At 67.3% G+C, this 18,754-nt stretch carries 17 protein-coding genes; 3 read left to right on the plus strand and 14 right to left on the minus strand.

The features are described from left to right. Positions 1-86 precede the first annotated feature (86 nt). From ACW4E8_RS20235 to ACW4E8_RS20260, 6 genes are all read right to left on the minus strand, one after another. Entirely contained in the window at positions 87-302 is a 216-nt protein-coding gene (locus ACW4E8_RS20235; protein WP_456806160.1) for a DUF3079 domain-containing protein, read from the minus strand. Between the two features lie 92 nt (positions 303-394). Then, complete coding sequence (locus ACW4E8_RS20240) at positions 395-610, minus strand: hypothetical protein (RefSeq protein WP_114130904.1); 216 nt, start codon at positions 608-610, stop codon at positions 395-397. 109 nt (positions 611-719) lie between these two features. Beyond that, positions 720-1,940 (minus strand): AI-2E family transporter, encoded by a 1,221-nt coding sequence (locus ACW4E8_RS20245; RefSeq protein ID WP_456806161.1) that lies wholly within the window; start codon positions 1,938-1,940, stop codon positions 720-722. Between the two features lie 194 nt (positions 1,941-2,134). Continuing rightward, a complete protein-coding gene (locus ACW4E8_RS20250; RefSeq protein ID WP_456806162.1) occupies positions 2,135-3,556 on the minus strand; it encodes an aldehyde dehydrogenase family protein in 1,422 nt (473 codons plus the stop codon). Between the two features lie 34 nt (positions 3,557-3,590). Continuing rightward, positions 3,591-4,502, minus strand: coding sequence for a TauD/TfdA dioxygenase family protein (locus ACW4E8_RS20255; RefSeq protein ID WP_456806163.1), 912 nt, complete (start codon positions 4,500-4,502; stop codon positions 3,591-3,593). Positions 4,503-4,549: 47 nt separating this feature from the next. Further along, positions 4,550-6,223, minus strand: a complete 1,674-nt coding sequence (locus tag ACW4E8_RS20260) for a GMC family oxidoreductase (RefSeq protein ID WP_456806164.1) — start codon at positions 6,221-6,223, stop codon at positions 4,550-4,552. Between the two features lie 175 nt (positions 6,224-6,398). On the opposite strand from ACW4E8_RS20260, the gene ACW4E8_RS20265 reads away from it, so the two are divergent. Beyond that, a complete protein-coding gene (locus ACW4E8_RS20265; RefSeq protein WP_456806165.1) occupies positions 6,399-7,109 on the plus strand; it encodes a GntR family transcriptional regulator in 711 nt (236 codons plus the stop codon). 46 nt (positions 7,110-7,155) lie between these two features. On the opposite strand, the gene ACW4E8_RS20270 is transcribed toward ACW4E8_RS20265, so the two are convergent. From ACW4E8_RS20270 to ACW4E8_RS20280, 3 genes are all read right to left on the minus strand, one after another. Next, complete coding sequence (locus ACW4E8_RS20270; RefSeq protein ID WP_456806166.1) at positions 7,156-7,677, minus strand: host attachment protein; 522 nt, start codon at positions 7,675-7,677, stop codon at positions 7,156-7,158. A 73-nt stretch (positions 7,678-7,750) separates the two neighbouring features. Continuing rightward, positions 7,751-9,319 carry a sulfatase-like hydrolase/transferase gene (locus ACW4E8_RS20275; protein ID WP_456806167.1) on the minus strand — a complete coding sequence of 523 codons (1,569 nt, stop codon included), beginning with the start codon at positions 9,317-9,319 and terminating at the stop codon, positions 7,751-7,753. Positions 9,320-9,336: 17 nt separating this feature from the next. Next, on the minus strand, positions 9,337-10,314 hold the full coding sequence (locus tag ACW4E8_RS20280) for a Bug family tripartite tricarboxylate transporter substrate binding protein (protein WP_456806168.1): 978 nt from the start codon (positions 10,312-10,314) through the stop codon (positions 9,337-9,339). Positions 10,315-10,409: 95 nt separating this feature from the next. Between ACW4E8_RS20280 and ACW4E8_RS20285 the strand changes: the two genes are divergently transcribed. Next, positions 10,410-10,952 carry a MarR family winged helix-turn-helix transcriptional regulator gene (locus ACW4E8_RS20285; RefSeq protein ID WP_456806169.1) on the plus strand — a complete coding sequence of 181 codons (543 nt, stop codon included), beginning with the start codon at positions 10,410-10,412 and terminating at the stop codon, positions 10,950-10,952. 33 nt (positions 10,953-10,985) lie between these two features. On the opposite strand, the gene ACW4E8_RS20290 is transcribed toward ACW4E8_RS20285, so the two are convergent. Then, positions 10,986-12,605 carry a diguanylate cyclase gene (locus tag ACW4E8_RS20290; protein ID WP_456806303.1) on the minus strand — a complete coding sequence of 540 codons (1,620 nt, stop codon included), beginning with the start codon at positions 12,603-12,605 and terminating at the stop codon, positions 10,986-10,988. 141 nt (positions 12,606-12,746) lie between these two features. On the opposite strand from ACW4E8_RS20290, the gene ACW4E8_RS20295 reads away from it, so the two are divergent. Next, on the plus strand, positions 12,747-13,778 hold the full coding sequence (locus ACW4E8_RS20295) for a patatin-like phospholipase family protein (protein ID WP_456806170.1): 1,032 nt from the start codon (positions 12,747-12,749) through the stop codon (positions 13,776-13,778). Here ACW4E8_RS20295 and ACW4E8_RS20300 read toward each other — a convergent pair. The 4 genes from ACW4E8_RS20300 to ACW4E8_RS20315 all read right to left on the minus strand — a co-directional run bounded on the left by ACW4E8_RS20300 (position 13,759) and on the right by ACW4E8_RS20315 (position 18,753). After that, on the minus strand, positions 13,759-14,403 hold the full coding sequence (locus ACW4E8_RS20300; RefSeq protein ID WP_456806171.1) for an HD domain-containing protein: 645 nt from the start codon (positions 14,401-14,403) through the stop codon (positions 13,759-13,761). The two genes, ACW4E8_RS20295 and ACW4E8_RS20300, sit on opposite strands and share 20 nt — an antisense overlap. Then, complete coding sequence (locus tag ACW4E8_RS20305) at positions 14,400-17,873, minus strand: adenylate/guanylate cyclase domain-containing protein (RefSeq protein ID WP_456806172.1); 3,474 nt, start codon at positions 17,871-17,873, stop codon at positions 14,400-14,402. The genes ACW4E8_RS20300 and ACW4E8_RS20305 overlap by 4 nt, the downstream gene beginning before the upstream one ends. A gap of 189 nt (positions 17,874-18,062) precedes the next feature. Next, positions 18,063-18,383, minus strand: a complete 321-nt coding sequence (locus ACW4E8_RS20310) for a non-heme iron oxygenase ferredoxin subunit (protein ID WP_456806173.1) — start codon at positions 18,381-18,383, stop codon at positions 18,063-18,065. A gap of 1 nt (position 18,384) precedes the next feature. Next, positions 18,385-18,753, minus strand: coding sequence for an SUF system Fe-S cluster assembly protein (locus ACW4E8_RS20315; RefSeq protein ID WP_456806174.1), 369 nt, complete (start codon positions 18,751-18,753; stop codon positions 18,385-18,387). Position 18,754 lies beyond the last annotated feature (1 nt).

Consider the following 18,754-nt stretch of genomic DNA (forward strand, 5'->3'; position numbering starts at 1 on the left):
CCCAAGCCCTTCGCATGGTCGAAGTCAGCCGATGACATCCTCGCCAGCATCGAGCGATTTTGTCTACGAATTTCTGACTCAGGACACTAGGAGGTCTTGGGCGGGGCGGCAGGTGAGGCCGCGGACGGTGCCTCGATACCCCAGTCGCCGCACTCCAGCCAGTCGTCGCCGAGCAGTTCAATGGGGTGCTGCGTGCGGCTGGAGCCGTTGCCGCAGCCCATGTCGTCTACGGAGCAGTACTTGTCACAGCCCCAGCAGATGCGCTCGGGGTGGCGGGGATGCAGGGGAAATTTCTTGGCCATGGCTTGCGGTTGGGAAACTGCTGGAAGGATTATGCCCACACACGCAAGCCGTCGATTTGCGCAAGCGCAAGTCAGCCGGCGGGCCATCCCGCTCAGTCCCATCCGTCGGCATCCAGCCGGGTCCAGCGGTCGGGCGCCTCGCCATCGGGCGAGGCCAGCAGCAGTGTCTGGCCGCAGTGCCCGCAACGGTACACAAACGCATTCTGGCCGCTGGCGGTGCGCAAGGTCGCCGACATCACCAGCCTGGGATGCGGCGGCACGTGGCCAGGCCGGTCCAGCTGCGACTCGCACAGGTCGCATAAAGACATCATTGTTTTCCTCCGCACGATCCCCGGCGTAGCAAAAATGCTGTGGTGCAGCATTCGCTTTTCCAGTATAGCGGCGGAACGATAGTGCCGTTGGGCGGTGGCGCAGCGGCTATTCGCCAAGGAACTCTGCCACCACTTCGAGTCCTTCAATGTGATCGGCAACCACCTTGGCGATGGTGATCAGCGGGATGGCGAGCAGCATGCCCCATACGCCCCAGAGCCAGGTGAACAGGAGCAGTGCAACAAATACGGCCACCGCGTTCATGCGCGCCATGCGGCCGGTCATCCAGGTGGTGATGACCGACCCGATCAGCGTGGCGATCAGCAGCGATCCGACTGTAGCCGCGGCCGCCAAGCCGAACGTGCCGAACTGCATGAAGGTCACCACCCCCAGGCAGACCGCGATCGCCATGGCGCCGAAGTAGGGCACCAGGTGCAGCGCCGCAGCCGCAATCGCCCAGCTGCCCGCGTTGTGCACGCCCAGCCACTTCAGCAGCAGCCAGGTACAGGCGCCCAGGGCCGCATTGGTCACCAGCAGCATGCCCATATAGCGGCGGATGGAGCGGTTGACCTCGTCCAGCATGTGCACGCTGATCTTCTTCTCGGAAATTGTGGTCCCGACCATCTTGATGAACTTGCGCTTGAAGGTATCGCCGGCCAGCAGCAGGAAGTACAGCAGGAAGACCACCACCACCGCCTGTCCGGCCATGGTGAAGATGCTGACCGAGCCGGCCAGCAGCATGTTGTGGATCTGGGCGGGCGATTGCTCCACCACCACCTGCGTGCCGCGCGCGGGCGGGGGCTGGCCGGTGCCGCTGAGGACGGTGGCGGCGCGGCGTACCTTCTGCCACATGGAATCGTCGCCGCTCATCAGCGCGCCCACCGAGCGCGACAGCTTGCTGGCCGTCTCGGGCAGGCTGTTGACGATCGATTCCACCTGCCCCTGCAGCAGGTAGGCGCCGCTGAGCAGGGCGCTCAGCACGGCCAGCAGCACCACGGTGCCTGCCAGCGCGCGCGGCAGGCCCAGCCGCTGCAACGCGCAGACCAGCGGATCCAGCAGGTAGGCCAGAACAATCGCGAGCACCACCGGAATGAGAAAGTCGCGTGCGATATGCACGGCGTACAGGGAAAAGAGCGTGGCCAGCACCACCAGCGCCATGCTGGCACGGTGCAGCGAGGCGGTGACGGCGTCGGCAGGCACGACAGTGCCAGGCATTTCTGCCACGGTGCCAGGCGCGTCGGCGCCAGCATGCGGGCCACCGTTGGCGGGCAACGGAACGGGCGGGGCAGGGGGCAGCGAAGGAGCCGCGGAATCGGGGATGGTCGACATAGCCGGGCGCCGTGGCAAAAGGCCTGGCGCTGCTATGAAGATAGCTGGCCGGCAGGCGGCGGCTGTCGGACGCCGCCGCCTGCGCATGTCAGACAAGCGCGGCAGCGAGGCGCCTTACAAGTGACACCGCCCGGCCGGCAGCATGGCGCTGCACGACCGGGCGGTCCGGTGACTGCAGGCGGGAGCGCGCAGGCTCAGCCCGTCACCGTCTTGGTTTCAAGGAACTCGGCAATGCCTTCGGGGCCGTATTCGCGCCCGTTGCCGGACGTCTTGTAGCCGCCGAACGGTGCGGTGATGTCCATCATCGCGCCGTTGATGCGCACGCTGCCGGCGCGCAGGCGGGCGGCCAGCTTGCGCGTGCGCGCCGGGTCGGACGAGGCGATGTAGGCGGCCAGGCCGAACTCGGTGTCATTGGCGATGGCCACGGCCTCTTCTTCGGTGTCGTACGGCAGCAGGCACATCACCGGCCCGAAGATCTCTTCGCGCGCGATGGTCATGTCATTGCGCACGTCGGCGAAGATGGTCGGGCGCGCATAGAAGCCGCGTTCCAGCCCGTCGGGGCGGCCGGGGCCGCCTGCGGCCACGCGCGCGCCTTCCTCGATGCCCACCCCGATCAGGCGCTGCACCTTGTCGTACTGGCCGCGGTTGGAGATCGGGCCCATCTTGGTTTCGGGGTCGGACGGGTCACCCACCTTCACCGCGTTGGCGACGGCGGCGGCGATCTGCACGGCCTGCTCATAGCGCGAGCGCGGCACCAGCATGCGCGTCGGCGCGATGCAGGTCTGTCCGGTGTTGACCATGCACTGCGCCACGCCGCTGGTCACCGCTGCCTGCAGGTCGGCATCCTCCAGGATGATCATCGGCGACTTGCCGCCCAGCTCTTGCGCCACGCGCTTGACCGTGGGCGCGGCGCTGATGGCCACTTCCACGCCGGCGCGGGTCGAGCCGGTGATGGACACCATGTCGACCTCGCGATGCGACGACAGCGCGGCGCCCACCGCGCGGCCCTCGCCATAGATCATGTTGAAGACACCCGGCGGCGTATCCGCGGCATCCATGATCTCGGCGAAGATGCGGGCGTCCAGCGGCGCGATCTCGGATGGCTTGAGCACCACGGTGCAGCCCGCCGCCAGCGCCGGCGCCACCTTGGCCGCGATCTGGTTCAGCGGCCAGTTCCACGGCGTGATCAGCGCCGCCACGCCGATGGCCTCGCGCAGGATGCAGCTCTTGCCGCGCGTGGTTTCGAACTCGAAGTCGCGCAGCGCCTGCAGCGTTGCCTGCAGCTGTGCCAGGCCGATCGCGGCCTGCAGGTTGGTGGCCAGCGTGATCGGTGCGCCGATCTCCTGGCGCACCGCCTGCGCCAGGTCGCCCATGCGCGCCTGGTAGGCGGCGATGATGCGCTCAAGCAGGGCGATACGCGTTTCACGCGTGGACACCGACCAGGCCGGGAAGGCTGCGCGCGCCGCGGCCACGGCCTGGTCCACGTCTGCCGCGGTGCCCATCGCGAGCTTGCCCGCGACCGCTTCGGTAGCCGGGTCGATGATGTCGGCCTGGGTCGCGCCCGCTGCGGGCTGCACCCACTTGCCGTTGATATAGAACTTGTCGACGATGTTCATGCCGGTTGCCTCGGATGTCTGTGGGTGGGGACGGTCAGACCGGACGGTCGCCGATGATGGTGGCGCGGTTCATGTGGCGCACGGCCGGGAAGTAGTCCTGCACCGCGTAATGTTGCGTGGAGCGGTTGTCCCAGAGCGCGATGGTGTCCGGCTGCCAGCGCAGGCGCACCTGGTACTCCGGCGCGGCGGCCTGGCGGTAGAGGTACTGCATCAGGTCCATCTCGGCGGGGCGGAAGTCGGAGCCGAAGCGGAATGGCAGGTCCTTGTAGAAGTTGACGATATGCATGGTGAAGGCCTCATTGACGAAGAGGATCTTCTCGCCGGTCTCGGGGTGCGTGCGCACCACCGGATGCACCTGCGGGGGATACTTGGCGCGCATTTCCGCGTAGCGGGCTTCATCGAGCTGGGAGCCGAACGTCGGGATCGCGTCGTGCACGGCCTTGAGGTTGGCGATGCGTGCCTTGACGTCGTCAGGCAAATTTTCATAGGCCGCAACCATGTTGACCCAGATGGTGTCGCCGCCGAACTCCGGACACTCCACGCAGCGCAACATCGAGCCCATGGAGGGGATCTCGCGCCAGGAGACGTCGGAGTGATACAGGTTCTCTCGACCGCGTGTCTTGCCGTCGCGGCCGAATACCACCAGTTCCGGGTGCTCCGGATGGTTGGTGAACATCGGGTGGACTTCCAGTTCACCAAAACGGCGCGCCACGGCCACATGCTGAGCCGGGGTGATCGCCTGCTTGCGGAAGAACAGCACCTTGTACTTCAGCAGCGCGCGGCGCAGCGACAGGTAGGTGTCGTCGTCCAGCGGCTCGCGGAAATCGATACCTTCGACTTCGGCGCCGATCGTCGGCGTGAAGCGGCGCACGGTAAAGGGAAAGGCTTCATTGTCCAGCGCGCGGTAGGCTTCCGGGCTGATGGTGGTTGCGGCAGTGGCTTGCATGGGGTGTCTCCTCGGTGTTGTGTTGCCAATGCAGGGGGGTAGCCGGCTCAGCGGTGCGAGGCCTTGATCAGGTCCGCAGCCTTTTCGCCGATCATGATGGCGGGGGCGTTGGTATTGCCGCCGATCAGCGTCGGCATGATTGATGCGTCAGCGACGCGCAGGCCCTCCACGCCATGCACGCGCAGTTCCGGGTCGACTACCGCCATGTTGTCGACGCCCATCTTGCAGGTGCCGACCGGGTGGTAGACCGTGTCCGCGTGCGCGCGCACGAAGTCGCGGATGGCGGCTTCATTGCTGCTGTCGGGGCCGAAAGCGTCGGTCAGGACTTCGCGCCCGCCGTGCTGCGCCAGCGCGGGCTGCGCAAAGATGCGGCGGATTGCCCGCACGCCTTCGACCATGCCGGCCATGTCTTCCTCGGCCGACAGGAAGCGCGGGTCGATCACCGGCGTCTCGCGCATGTCGGCGCTGCGCAGGCGCACATGGCCACGGCTCTTCGGGCGCAGCACGCAGGCGTGGCAGGAGTAGCCGTGGCCAAGCTTGCCCAGGTTGCGGTTGCCGAGCAGCGCCACGGCAAAGTGCAGCTGCACATCCGGGATGTCCAGCTCGGGGCGGCTGCGCAGGAAGGCACCGGCCTCGGCGATATTCGACGACACCATGCCGGTGCGGGTGCGCTGGTAGCGCATCACCTCGCGCGCCAGCCGCAGCATGCCGCGGCCGGTCTTGCCGAACAGCTCGGTCGTTTGCAGCTGTTTGTTGACGATGATGTCGAGGTGGTCCTGCAGGTTCTCGCCCACGCCCGGGAGGTCATGGACCACATCGATGCCGAAGCTGCGCAGTTGCGCGGCCGGGCCGATGCCGGACGCCAGCAGCAACTGCGGCGAGTTGAAGGTGCCGCTGCTGACCACGATCTCGCGCCGTGCGCGCAGGACCTGCACCGCCCCACCGCGCACGACTTCCACGCCGACAGCGCGCTTGCCTTCGAACACGATCCGCAGCGCTTGCGTATCGGTCAGCACCGCCAGGCCGCGACGGCCGCCATTCAGCGCCGTGTCCGCCGCATTGCCGCTGTGCAGGTAGGCCCGCGCCGCGTTCCAGCGTTCGCCGTTGCGCTGCGTCACCTGATACAGGCCGACGCCTTCCTGGCTGTGGCCATTGAAGTCGTCGTTTTGAGGCAGGCCGGCCTGGATCGCTGCCTGGACAAAGCGCTGCGCAAACGGATTGGGCGAGCGCAGGTCGCTCACGTGCAGCGGCCCGTCGTTGCCGTGCAGCGGATGCGCCTGGCCGGCCAGGCGGGGATTGCGCTCGCTGCGGCGGAAGTAGGGCAGGACGTCGTCGAAGCCCCAGCCCCGGCAACCCAGCGCGGCCCAGTCGTCGTAGTCGCGCCGATGGCCGCGGATATAGACCATGCCGTTGATCGAGGAACTGCCGCCCAGGCCGCGCCCGCGCGGCTGATAGGAGCGGCGGCCGTTCAGGCCCGGTTGCGGTTCGGTGTAGTAGGCGTAGTTGCGCGGCCCGGCCTTGGGGACGACTGCCGCAATGCCCACCGGCGCCCAGATCGAAAAGTGATGGTCATGCGGCCCCGCCTCGATCAGCGCCACCGTTGCGTCCGTGTCCTCGGCCAGGCGCCCAACTACGGCGCACCCGGCTGACCCGGCGCCGATCACGATGTAGTCGAATTCAGCCGCCGGGCTGGCGGAGCCTTGCAATGGGTTGGGTTTCAATCTCTGTGTCTCCTGAACGGCTTTATGGTGGTGCTTTCCCGCGGGCGCACGCAGCTGCCGATGGGCGATACTGCCATTACCTGTTATGACAGGTCAATAGGTTTATGCCACGACCTGTCATGATAGGTATAATCCGTTCCACCCAGCATTCGGAGCCGCCCCGGGCGGAACACACGTGGCGCTGCCCAGATTCAAAGAGATCGAAAACGAGATTCGCCAGCGGATTGCCAGCAACACATGGGCGCCCGGCGCCAAGCTGCCTTCCGAGGCCGAGCTGGTGACGGAATTCGCGGTCAGCCGGATCACCGTGCGCCAGGCCCTGTCCGGGCTGCACAACGCCGGTCTGATCGAGAAGGTCAACGGCAAGGGCAGTTTCGTGACCCGTCCCTCAGACACGCCCAGCCTTGGCGCGCTGACCGGCTTCTATGAAACCGGACGCGCCCGTGGCCAGCTTGCCTACGGCAAGCTGGCGTCGGTACGCCTGGTGCGCGCGCCGGCCCATGTGGCGGCGGCGCTGCGTCTGCAGCCTGGCGAGAAGGTGCTGAGCGTGGCCACCGTGCGGTACTGGGACGACGCGGCCGTCGCGCATTTCACCCTGATGGGTCCTGAGCCGCTGATGCGCCGCCTGGTGCAGGAGGACCTGGAAACCAACGACGCCATGTCGCTGTTTGAAAGCCGGCTGGGATACCGGTTCAAGGAAGTGGCGATGGAAGCCACCGCCGTTGCCGCGCCCGCGGACGTGGCGCGCCGGCTCGGTGTTGCCGTGGGCGAACCGCTGCTGCGCCTGCGCAGCACACCGCATGACATCGAGGACACACCGTTGTTCTGCGGCGAACTGCTGTTCCGTCCGGACCGCTATGCCTACAAGTGGACACTGACGCGATAGGGCGACGCAGCCGCCAGTGGCTGGCACCGGCGGCTGGGTGGCTTCACTACCGGTCCCGGCCGGTAATGACGCGCGCGTCGCGGCGCGCGGGAATGATGTCTTCGTCGGCCAGCCGTTGTTGCAGGTCGTTGTTGGCCACGTGGGTGAAGTCCTTGCCAATTTCCTTCGTGATGACGTCCGTGACGCGGGCGGGAAGGGCTTTGCGCAGCAGGCCGAGGAAACGCGGCGCCGCGATCAGCGCCAGAGAGTCAAAGCGCTGCTGGTTGCGCGCATCGGCAAGATAGTCCGCCACGCGGCGGGCAAACAGCTGCGCTTCCTGGTGCAGTTCATCCTCGCCGGCCGAGGATGTGACGCTGGACGGCCCGGCCTGGTGGGCACCGGGATGCCCGGCGTCGCCCTGTACGGCGTGGCCGCGCCGGCCGTAGGCGTCGCGGCGCAGGCCGGCGCGGTCGCCATGCGCCGCCGCGTCGGTGATTTCCTCAACCAGCGCCATTGGCGCGGTTGAAGCGTGCGAGGCAAAGATGCGGGCGAGGGATTCGTCCGCCACAAGGATCCAGGTGTGTTTCATGATCGCTCCGGTTGCCGGTCCGAACACCGGCCCCCCCATCCCTCGCTTCAAAGGATACGCCATCCGGGCGTAGTCACCACACGCCAAAGAACACGCCGGCCTGCTTGTACACATTGGTCTTGGCCGCTACCTCTTCGTTGGTCACCGTCACGCGCGGTTTGAGCGTGCAGAACCACTCCAGCAGCCGCAAGCGCATGGCGCTGCGCACGGCTTCGTGGCCGGGGTCGCTGCCCAGGTCGAAGTACTCCTGCGGATCGTTCTGCAGGTCGAACAGCTGTGGCCGGAACCCTTGCCAGTGCACATATTTCCAGCGCGCGTCGCGCACCATCCAGGCGCGGCACTCGCCGGGATGGCGGCCCAGCGCCACGCGTGCGCCGCGATAGGCGTAGTCGAGCTCGGATACGACGAAATCGCGCCAGCTACCGGCGTCGGCGCGCTCACCAGCGCGCGTCAGGTCCAGCAACGAGCGGCCCTCGATGCGGTGGCTGGCCGGCGGCAGGCCCAGTGCGTCCAGCACCGTCGGCACGACGTCGACCGCGCTGACCATGCTGGCCTGCGCGGTGCCGCGCGTGGCATCCGCCTGCGGCGAGGGATCGTAGACGATCAGCGGGATGTTCTGCACGGTGTCGTAGAACTGCTCCTTCTCGCCCAGCCAGTGGTCGCCCAGGAAATCGCCGTGGTCGGCGGTGAAGACGATCAGCGTGTCCTGCCAGCGGCCCAGGCGTTCGAGTTGTCCCCATAGCTGGCCGAGCCGGTCGTCGATCTGCTGGATCAGGCCCTGGTAGGCGGGGCGCACCGTGTCCGAGACTTCCTGGCGCATGAAGTTGGCGCATTCTTCCTGCGTGCGGTAGGCCGACAGCACCGGGTGCGGGTCTTCCAGCTCAGCGTCGTGGCGCTGCAGCGGCAGGCAGTCGTCGAGCGAATACGCGGCGTGGTAGGGCGCGGGCGCCAGGTAGGGCCAGTGCGGCTTGACCAGCGACAGGTGCAGCACCCACGGATCATCGCCGCGCGTGGCGATGTACTGGATCGCCTGGTCCACCGTGTACGCGGTCTCGGAATGCGGCTCGGCCACGCGCGCGGGCAGGCCGGCGTTGCGCATGTGCCAGCCGGAGACGATCTCGCCGCGTTCGTTCTCGGCGCTGATCACGTAGTCGGTCCACGGATCCGCGCTGTCGTAGCCTTGCCGGCGCAGCCAGTCAGCGTAGGCGCTGTGCGGCTCGGCGTGGTGACCGTCATGGCGGTCGACCTCGGTGAAGTGGCCGCTGCGCAGCAGCGTTTCCAGCTCAGTGCCGCCATCCAGGTGCAGCCGCTTCAGGTTGGCGTTGTCGGGCATCACATGGGTCTTGCCCGCCAGCGCCAGCGCGCGGCCGCTGTCCTTCAGGTATTCGCCCAGCGTGACTTCGCCGACCGACAGCGGCACGCGGTTCCAGGTGGCGCCGTGGCTGCTGACATAGCGGCCGGTATAAAAGCTCATGCGGCTGGGGCCGCAGACCCCGGAAGTGACGAAGGCACGGTCGAAGCGCACGCCGCGCGCGGCCAGCGCGTCGATATTGCGCGTGCGCAGCGCCGGATGCCCGTAGCAACCCAGGTGGTCGCGCCGCAGCTGGTCGCACATGATGAAGAGGGTATTGCGGATCGTCATGGTCGCTTTGTCGCGCTTCAGTCGCCGGTATAGCCGGACGCCTTGACCACCGGTGCCCATTTGCTGGCGTCAGCCTTGAGCACGCCGGCAAAGGCGTCGGCCGGGCCGGTTGCGGGTTCCAGGCCCAGCTTGAGGAACTTCTCGCGCACGTCCGGCGACTGCACGGCCTTGACGATGGCGGCGTTGAGCTTGTCGAGCACCGGGCGCGGCGTACCCGCGGGTGCCAGCAGGCCGTAACGGCCTTCACCTTCGATGTCCTTGTAGCCAAGTTCGGTGAAGGTCGGCACATCCGGCAGCGCCACCGAGCGGTGGGTGCCTGAAGTCGCCAGCACGCGGATCTTGCCGGCGCGGTGCATTTCGGTCAGGTCAGCCAGGGTATCGACCGAAGCCGGCACCTGCCCGCCGACCAGTGCGCTCATCAGCGGCGCCGAGCCGTTGAAGGGGACGTGCAGCATGTCGATGCCAACCTGCTTGCCGATCATCAGCCCGAAGAAATGCGGGATGCTGCCCAGCGCCGGCGAGGCGTAGGAGTTGTTCTGCGGACCGGCCTTGAGCCATGTCACATAGTCCTTCAGCGTGCGTGCCGGGCTGGCCGGCCCGGTGGCGAGCGCCAGCTGGAAGTTGGCGGCCTGCGCCACCGGCGTGAAATCGCGCTGGATATCGTAGTTGAGCTTGCGGTAGACCAGCGGCGCAATGGTCATGACCGCCGAGTTGGCCACCACCAGGGTATTGCCGTCGGCCGGCTGCGTGCGCGCGTAGTCCATCACCAGCCGGCCGCCGGCGCCGGGCTTGTTCTCGATGACCACGGTCTGGTTCAGGGTCTCGCGCAGCTTGTCGCCGACCAGGCGTGCGGCGAGGTCGGCGGTGCCGCCGGCCGGGTAGCCCACCAGGATGCGCAGCGGACGGTCCGGCTGCGCGCTGGCGGGCGCGGACCATGCAGCGGCAACGGCCAGCAGGCACGCGGCGAATCGGGGAAGGAAGGTGCGAGGGCTCACGATGTCTCCAGTTTGTTGTCCGCCGGCAAGCGGCGTCGATGCAAGCTAACATCCGTCGATATAATTGACAAAGTCAACTAATTGGCAGGTGTGGCATGGCACACGACAACAGCGGCAACCGCCTGCAGCGGCCGCAGCGGCTGGCTGATTTCATCAATTACCGGGTCTACCACCTGAACCGCGTCGCGCTGGGCGCCGCGGCGCTGCACCTGCGCGCCAGGGCGGGCGTCACGCGGCGCGAATGGCGCATGATTTCCTTTCTTGGCGAGCAGCCCGGCACCCGGCTGACCGAACTGGCCGAAAGCGCCGGCCTGGACAAGGTGCTGGCCAGCCGCGCCGTCCACGCCCTGGTGGAACGCGGCCTGGTCCGCCGCGAAACGCGTACCCAGGACCGGCGCGCCGCAGCCTTCACGCTGACCGAGCAAGGCGAAGCCGTCTACCGTGCAGCGTTCGCGCAGGCCCGGGACTTCAATACACGGCTGGCTGGCTGCCTGACGGCCGAAGAGGCGCGCGTGCTGTCGCGCTGCCTGGACAAGCTGCAGGCGCAGGCCGGCGCGATGCTGACAGAGGCGCAGGCGTTGCCACAGCCGGAAGGGGTGGAGCCGGCGTGGGATCTGCTGCAGGTCTGGCGGGCGTAAGCACTGCCGTAGCGAGGATGCAGCGGCACGCGTTCAAGGCGCCATTGCCACTGCCGTCGTCGTGCCAAAGGTTGCCACGCAATTGCGCCCGGAGCGCTTGGCCAGATACAGCGCTTCATCGCCGGCGCGGAGAAAGGCGCGCAACTCGGTGAAGGTCTCGTGGCTGCCGGCGCTGTTGGAGTCGGTCACCACGCCGACGCTGACCGTCAGTTGCCCGTCGGCTCCCGCCGCATTCGGAATCTGCAAGGCCTGGACGGCTGCGCGGACGGTCTCGGCCATGGTGGCCGCGCCGGCTGCGTTGGTGTGGGGCAACAGGATGGCAAATTCTTCGCCGCCATAGCGCCCCGCATAGTCGCCCGGCCGCCGCACATGGCGCTGGATGCAGGCGCCCACCGCGGCCAGCGCATCGTCACCGGCCTGGTGGCCGTAGCGGTCATTGAACTCCTTGAAATGGTCGACGTCGAGCATCAGCAGCGACAACGGCTGGCTGTGCCGCCGCGCGCGCCGCCATTCCACATCGGCGGCATCGTCCAGCGCGCGCCGGCTGCCCAGCCCGGTCAGGCCATCGGTGTTGACCATCCAGCGCAGGTGCTCTTCCATCTCGGCGCGGCGCCGCCATTGGCGCGACAGCAATACCGAGAGCGCGATGATCGCGGCGTCCAGCGCGATGATCAGCGCCCCGAACACCCAGGCGCGCTTGTACCAGGGTGCCAGCACGTCGTGGGTGGCGCGTCCCACCACGACCAGCAGCGGAAAGCCCGGAATGCGCCTGAAGCTGTAGAGCCGCTGGACCCCGTCGACTGCCGCGACGCCGATAAACGTACCTTGCGTGCCTTGCAGCAGCGGCGCAAATGACGGGCTGCCGGAGATGTCGCGCCCGATCGATTCCGCTTCATAGGGCCGCCGCATGATGATGGTGCCGTCCGTGCGCAGCAGCGTCAGGGTGCCGCCCGCGCCAAGGCTTACGCCATCGAACAGCTTGCGGAAGTAGTTCAGGCGCAAGGTGCCGACCACGATGCCGGCAAAGCTGCCGTCCGGCGCGGAAAGCCGCCGGCTGATGCCGATGGACGTGTTCTCCGGCGTCAGGCGCGGCTGGAACGGCCGGCTCAGGAACAAACCGCTGTGATCGCCGCTGCGGTGCGCCTGGAAGTAGTCGCGGTCAGAGACGTTGACCGGGCGCGGCGGCCACTGGTGCGAGTCGAACACCAGGGTGCCGTTGGCGTCGGTGACCAGCAGCGAACCCATGTCTTCGGCATTGATCGAGCGGTCGAACAGCAGCCGCTGGCGCAGCGCCGGCGGTTGCGCCAGCAGTGCGGGATCGTGCATGGCTTCCACCACGCCCCCGATCGCCAGCTCATGGATCTGCAGGTTGCGCGTGATGCTGCGTTCCAGCGTCAGCGCCAGGTTGGCCGAGGCCTCGCCGGCATTGTCCAGTGCATCCCTGCGCATTTGCACCAGGGCGAGCGCGCCAAGCGCCGCGATCATGCAGACCAGGATAAGGCTGGCGGCCACGATGAGGGAGGCCGGGCGGGAAATGGCTTTTCGAGCCGGAAAGTGAGGTATTTGGCGCACGAAGGAGAGCCGGTCTGCTTTTATGCGGCCATTGTAGTACCTGGCCGCAGCCTGGCTCAGTTGCCTTGTGCACCAGCGCATCGTCCCGGAGCTTGCGGCCTGGTCCTGCCTGGCCAGGGCATGCGTGGTGTGTGCCACTCCGCGCGTCCGGCACTACGCTGCACGCACAGTTCTTCCCTACACTTGAGCATGGCGGATCACCGCCGCTGAAGGGAAGACCGCATGCAGCCTGTGCCCGCACAACCCAAGCCCGTGGCGCTCGCGCTGCAGGGCGGCGGCATGCATGGCGCCTTTACCTGGGGCGTGCTCGACCGGCTGCTGGAGGACGGCAGGCTGGCGATCGAAGGCGTCAGCGCCACCAGCGCCGGGGCCATGAACGGCACCGTGCTGGCCTACGGGCTGCTGCAGGGCGGCAGTGACGGCGCACGCCTGGCCTTGCATGATTTCTGGGAGGCGATCGCGCATTCCGCGCAGCGCTACAACCCGTTCCGGTGGCTGCCCTGGTTCAAGAGCAGCCATACGCTGGGCCTGCACCATTCCCCGATGTATGCGATGGCCGACATCGCGCTGCGCCTGCTGTCGCCGTACCAGTTCAATCCCAACAACCTCAATCCGCTGCGCGACGTGCTCGGCAGCCAGGTCGACTTTGCGGCACTGCGTGAGCATTGCCCGATCCGGCTGTACCTGTGTGCGACCAATATCGAGACCAGCCGGATACGCATCTTCCCGCCCGAGGAGCTCAGTATCGACGCCGTGCTGGCCTCGGCCTGCGTGCCCACGCTGTTCCAGGCGGTCAGCATCGACGGCCAGCACTACTGGGATGGCGGCTATGTCGGCAACCCGGCGATCTTTCCGCTGATCTATCACTGCCAGACGCACGATGTCGTGATCGTCCATATCAACCCGATCGTGCGCCACGGCGTGCCGACCACGGCCGCGGATATCCTGAACCGCGTCAATGAGGTCAGCTTCAACTCGTCGCTGATGCGCGAGATGCGTGCCATTGCCTTCGTCACGTCGCTGATCCAGCAGGGCAAGGTCGACGGCGCAGAGATGAAGGAGATGTGGATCCACTCGATCCGCTCGGACCAGACCATGGCCGCGCTGGGGGTCTCCACCAAGTACAACGCCGACTGGGATTTCCTGTGCTCGCTGCGCGACAAGGGCCGGGAAGAAGCGAGCCGGTGGCTGGAACAGCACTACGACAGCGTGGGCCGGCGCTCCAGCATCGATATCAGCGGGGAGTTCCTGTAGGCGGGCCCGGCTGCGCCAGCCGCCACGTCAGGTTGGCGCGTGCCTGCGCCTCGTAGCGCGCCTGGAACAGGTCGGTGGTGTAGATGCGTGGGCTGGCCAGCAGCGCACCCAGGAAGGTGCGCTCGGCGGCGTCATAGGCGGCGTCGTCCAGGTCGGTGCGTTCGGCCCGCAGGTTCGCGCCATTTTCCTGGAAGCGCGCGCGGCTGGAGCCCAGCGCCGCCAGGTCGATATCGGCGGTGAAGCGGCCGGCCAGGCTTGCCGGCACTTCGGCGTGCGTGGTTTGCAGGATAAGGGCGGCCACGCGCGCGGCGGCGGCGATGGTGCCGCCTGACCAATGGCGCAACCATTCGGCGCTGCGTTGCTCGTTGTCCGTGGCGCCGGGCACGTAGATGACGTCGTGGCACCAGAGCGCCAGTTCCACCTCGTCGGTATCCGGTATCGCGCTGCGCGCCCAGTCCAGGTCGTGCAGGCAGCGGCGGACATGGTCGAGGGTGTGGTAGTGCCGCATCGGTTCACCGTAGCAACGGGCGAGATCGGTATAGGCGTCGGCCGCGCGCGTGCCGCCCGCACGTGTCCACAGGGCGACAAAGCGGTCTTGCAGGGGGAGGCCTGATATCGGGCTCATGCGTGCGGGCGCTCCGGGGTATTGGTGTGGTCGGCGGCCAGCACTGCGAGCAGCGCCTTGGCCTCCTGCCAGTCCGCGGTATCGGTGCCCTCGCTGAAGCTGCCATGGATCCGGGCCAGTGCTTCACGCGCCGCGTCGCCCTTGCCTTGTTGCCGCCACAGCCGGGCCAGGCTCAGGGTGGCCTGCAGTTCCAACGGCTTTGCACGTTGTTCGTGGGCGACCGTGATGGCCCGGTGGAAGCAGGCTTCGGCTTCCTCCTGCGCGGCCGGCGGCGCAGGGCGCTCTGCCGACAGCTGCAGCAGCATCTCGGCGCGTAGCCGGTACACGGTTGCCTCATCGAGCCGTTCTCCGGTCTCTTCCACCAGCGCTTGTGCCTGCGTGAGCACGTCCAGCGCGGCAGTGGTCTGGCCTGCCTTGCCGCAGGCCTCGGCAACCAGGGCCAGCAGGTTCGGCATGCCCAGTCTGCCGCCGGTGGCCTCATAGGCGGCTACGCCCTGGCGCGTCAGCGCAACGCCTTCCTGGTGACTGCCCAACTCCGCCATCGCCCAGCCCTGCAGGACGGTACCCCACGCCAGGTAGATCGGAAAGCCCTGTTCGCCCGAGATGGCGATGGCGGCTTCGGCGTACTCCTGTGTCAGCCTGGCCTCGTGCCGGCATCGATGCTGTTCCGCGGCAAACACCAGGCACAGCGCAAGGTTGTACGCATCCGGGCGGGCACGGGCCATGGCCAGTGCCTCCTGGCAGCGCGCCAGTGCCTGGTCCGCCAACCCCTGGTACCACAAGATCCAGCCCAGCGTACTGGTGGCGTGGACGGCCGGGTCGCGCCCGTAGCCCGTCAGGAAGTCGTACGCGGGCTGTTCAGGGTGCGGCACGGCGAGCACCGCCTCCACATGCTTGCGCGAGGCGTCCAGCATGCCAAGGCGGAACAGCGTGGCGCCAATCGCGCGATGGCCCTCCGCCAGCTGCTTGGGTTTCTGCGACTTCATGGCCAGCGCAAGCAGCCGCTTCGCCAAAGGCAGCGAGACCTGGTATTGCGCACGCAGCTGATAGAACGCCCACAGCCCCAGTTGTGCCGAGAACACGTAGGGCGTCTGCTGGCCTTGCTCGCACAAGGCCAGCGCCCGCCGGTAATTGCCCTCCACGTCGGGCGATGCCTGTCCCCGGGCCGCAATCAGCGCGGGCCCGAGCGCAAGCAGCAGCGTCAGCTCCTGGCGCGCGCGTTCGGCACTGTCGGGTTGCCGCTTGAGCAGGTCGATGGCGGTGCTCAGGTGCCGGATCGCTTCGGCCTGCGCCGAGCGCAGCAGTGCCTGCTGGCCGGCGCAGTGCAGGTACTCGACCGCCTTCGGGATGTTGCCGCTGTTGCTGTAGTGGTGCGCCAGTTCGCTGCAGTAGTCCCTGAGCCGGCCATGGAAGAGCGCCTCGATGGCCTGGGCGGAGCTTTCATGCAACGCGCTGCGCCGCTCGGTGAGCAGCGAGCTGCCGGCCACTTCCTGGGTCAGCGCGTGCTTGAAGGCGTACTCGACCTCAGGGAATGCCGGACGTTCGTAGACGAAATCCGCAGCCTGCAGGTCGGCCAGCAGCGGATGCAAGTGGTCTTCCGGCAAGCCGGTCACGCGCAGGACCAGGCTCAGCGGGAACTCCTTGCCGATCACGGCCAGCGTCTGCAACAGCTCCTTCTGGGCCAGCGGCAGCCGATCGATACGGGCGGCCAGCACGCCTTGCACGGTGGTGGGGATATGGAGCAGGGCCGGCGCGGTCTCGATGCGGTAGCGGCCGGGCTGGCCGAGCAGCGCGCCTTCCTCGGCCAGGGTCTGGACCACTTCCTCCATGAAGAAGGGGTTGCCTTCGGTCTTGTCGAGGATCAGCCGCTTCAGCGGCACCAGGCTGCGGTCGTCCCCGAGCAGCGCGGTCAGCAGTTCCTGCGCCTCCGCCTGCCCCAGCGGCTGCAGCTGCAGCTGCGAATAATGCCCGCCCGCATTCCAGTGATGGCTGTACTCCGGCCGGTAGTTCACCAGCAGCAGGATCGGCGCGCCGGGTACATGGTCGATCAGCATATTGAGGAACGCCTCGGTCTCACCGTCCAGCCATTGCAGGTCTTCGAAAATGACTTCCAGTGGCTGGTTGAGGCTTTCCCGGACCAGCAGCCGCGCAATGGCGTCGAAGGTACGCTGGCGCCGGATGGTCGGGTCCATGGTCGGCAACGGCGAGTCGGGCTCAATTGTGCCGAGCAGGTAGAGCAGGTAGGGCAGGTGCTCTTCCAGCGAACGGTCCAGCGTCAGCAGCCTGCCGGTCACCTTTTCGCGGCAGCTGCGGTCGCCGTCCTGCGCCGTGATCTGGAAATAGCTCTTCAGCATCTCGATCAGCGGCAGGTAGGCAAAAGCCTTGCCGTGCGAGACCGAAAAGGTCTCCAGCGCCAGGCAGCCCTGCTGCGACCTGACCTTGAATTCATGGAACAGCCGGGACTTGCCGACCCCCGCTTCGCCGACCACTGCAACAATGCGCCCGTGCCCCGCCTTGGCCTGCCCCAGCGCCGCGTGCAAGTGCGCCAGCTCATCCTGGCGCCCGACAAACCTGGCCAGGCCACGGTGCGCCGCCACCTGCAGGCGCGTGCGCAAGGCCCCCAGGCCAACCACCTCATAAACCGCGAGCGGGTCGCGCACGCCCTTGACATGGGTGGTTCCCAGCGCCGTGAACTCGAAATAGCCTTCGGTGAGCTTGTGGGTCGATTCGCTGACCAGGATCGACGCCGGCGTGGCAATCCCCTCCATGCGCGAGGCGATATGGATGGTGTGCCCGACCGGATCGTAGTCGGTGTGCAGGTCATCCTTGCGGATCGAGCGCACCACGACTTCGCCGGTATGGATGCCGATCCGGATCTGCAGCGGAATGCCTTGCTCCAGCCGCACCCGGTCGCTGTGGCGATGCATCGCATCCTGCATGCGCAGCGCCGCGTACAGCGCGCGCAAGGCATGGTCCTCGTGGGCAATCGGGGCGCCGAACAGCGCCAGGATGCCGTCGCCGAGGAACTTGGCCACATAGCCCTCATAGTGGTGGACGGCTTCCATCATCAGCGTCACCACGGGGTCGATCAGCCGGCGCGTGTCTTCGGGGTCCAGGTCCTGCGTCAGCGCGGTCGAGCCCGCCATGTCGGCAAACAGCGCGGTGATGGTCTTGCGTTCGCCGGCAGTCTCGCCCCTGGCCTCCATCGCCGCCTGCTCGGCCAGGATGCGCCCGGCAAGGTGGGGCGGCGTGTAGAGGACCGGGGCCGTAGCCGCAGGCGGGGGCGGCACTGGCGTGGAAACGGTGCTGGCTGGGGTGTCGGACAGCGCAAAGCCGCAAGCGCGGCAGAACTTCGCGGCTGCAGTGGCTTCTTCGCCACACTGAGGGCAGGCCCGGCCAAGCCTTGCCCCGCACGCCTCACAGAAGTTGGCTCCCGCAAGGTTCGCGAAACCGCAACTGGTGCAGCGCATTTCGCCTCCTGGCCGTCGTTGGTCCCTTGGACGGTACTCAAGAGTATTAGAGGTGGGATCGACGGGGATGGCAAGGCGCTGCTGCCTGGTGACAGTGCGTCCAGACTGCTCCAGACTAAGTGACTGATCTTGCACCGACCCCGGGTGTATGGATGTGCTGCGCGGGGGGAATGCTCACAGCGCGGCCGCCTATTCCCCGCGCTCGTCCCTGACCTGCACCATGCCGTCCTCCACCCGGACCGGAAACGTTGCCACCGGCTCGTAGGCGGGCGGGGACAGCGCCTCGCCCGTCAGCAGGGAAAAGCGCGAGCCGTGGCGCGGGCAGACGACTTCCTGGCCTTCCACGTCGCCGCCGCAGAGTGGCTCGGCCTCGTGCGAGCAGAGGTCCTCGATGGCGTAGTAATTGCCCCCCACATTGAATACCGCGACCTGGACGCCATCGACATCGACGCTGCGGCAAGTGCCGGGGGCGAACTCGTCGGTTTGGGCGACATCGATCCACTCACTCATATCAGAGCAGCCCCAGTTCCAAGCGCGCCGCCTCGCTCATTCTCTCTCTCGACCAGGGCGGGTCCCACACCAGTTCAACCTCGACTTCTTCCACCCCGCTGGCTTCCATCACGGCGCCCTCCACCACGCCGGGGAAGGTCTGCGCCACCGGGCAGCCCGGCGCGGTCAGCGTCATGCGGATGCCCACCTTGCCGCTGGCTTCGTCCACCGATAACTGGTAGATCAGGCCAAGGTCGTAGATGTTGACCGGGATCTCGGGGTCGTACACGGTGCGCAAGGCCGCTATCACCCGCCCCTCGAGGCTGTCCGGCTCAGCCTCGAACCTGTCTTCGTGTTCCTTGGCCTTGTGCAGCCAATCGATCATGCTCATG

This window comes from Cupriavidus sp. CP313 (assembly GCF_054072015.1).

What these genes read in the sequence shown, in the direction of transcription:
- ACW4E8_RS20285 (WP_456806169.1), top strand. Translation starts at nt 10,410, where the DNA reads ATGGCACACGACAACAGCGGCAACCGCCTGCAGCGGCCGCAGCGGCTG.
- ACW4E8_RS20310 (WP_456806173.1), bottom strand. Translation starts at nt 18,383, where the DNA reads ATGAGTGAGTGGATCGATGTCGCCCAAACCGACGAGTTCGCCCCCGGC.
- ACW4E8_RS20240 (WP_114130904.1), bottom strand. Translation starts at nt 610, where the DNA reads ATGTCTTTATGCGACCTGTGCGAGTCGCAGCTGGACCGGCCTGGCCAC.
- ACW4E8_RS20250 (WP_456806162.1), bottom strand. Translation starts at nt 3,556, where the DNA reads ATGAACATCGTCGACAAGTTCTATATCAACGGCAAGTGGGTGCAGCCC.
- ACW4E8_RS20290 (WP_456806303.1), bottom strand. Translation starts at nt 12,605, where the DNA reads ATGCGCTGGTGCACAAGGCAACTGAGCCAGGCTGCGGCCAGGTACTAC.
- ACW4E8_RS20255 (WP_456806163.1), bottom strand. Translation starts at nt 4,502, where the DNA reads ATGCAAGCCACTGCCGCAACCACCATCAGCCCGGAAGCCTACCGCGCG.
- ACW4E8_RS20295 (WP_456806170.1), top strand. Translation starts at nt 12,747, where the DNA reads ATGCAGCCTGTGCCCGCACAACCCAAGCCCGTGGCGCTCGCGCTGCAG.
- ACW4E8_RS20315 (WP_456806174.1), bottom strand. Translation starts at nt 18,753, where the DNA reads ATGAGCATGATCGATTGGCTGCACAAGGCCAAGGAACACGAAGACAGG.
- ACW4E8_RS20270 (WP_456806166.1), bottom strand. Translation starts at nt 7,677, where the DNA reads ATGAAACACACCTGGATCCTTGTGGCGGACGAATCCCTCGCCCGCATC.
- ACW4E8_RS20245 (WP_456806161.1), bottom strand. Translation starts at nt 1,940, where the DNA reads ATGTCGACCATCCCCGATTCCGCGGCTCCTTCGCTGCCCCCTGCCCCG.
- ACW4E8_RS20300 (WP_456806171.1), bottom strand. Translation starts at nt 14,403, where the DNA reads ATGAGCCCGATATCAGGCCTCCCCCTGCAAGACCGCTTTGTCGCCCTG.
- ACW4E8_RS20235 (WP_456806160.1), bottom strand. Translation starts at nt 302, where the DNA reads ATGGCCAAGAAATTTCCCCTGCATCCCCGCCACCCCGAGCGCATCTGC.
- ACW4E8_RS20275 (WP_456806167.1), bottom strand. Translation starts at nt 9,319, where the DNA reads ATGACGATCCGCAATACCCTCTTCATCATGTGCGACCAGCTGCGGCGC.
- ACW4E8_RS20305 (WP_456806172.1), bottom strand. Translation starts at nt 17,873, where the DNA reads ATGCGCTGCACCAGTTGCGGTTTCGCGAACCTTGCGGGAGCCAACTTC.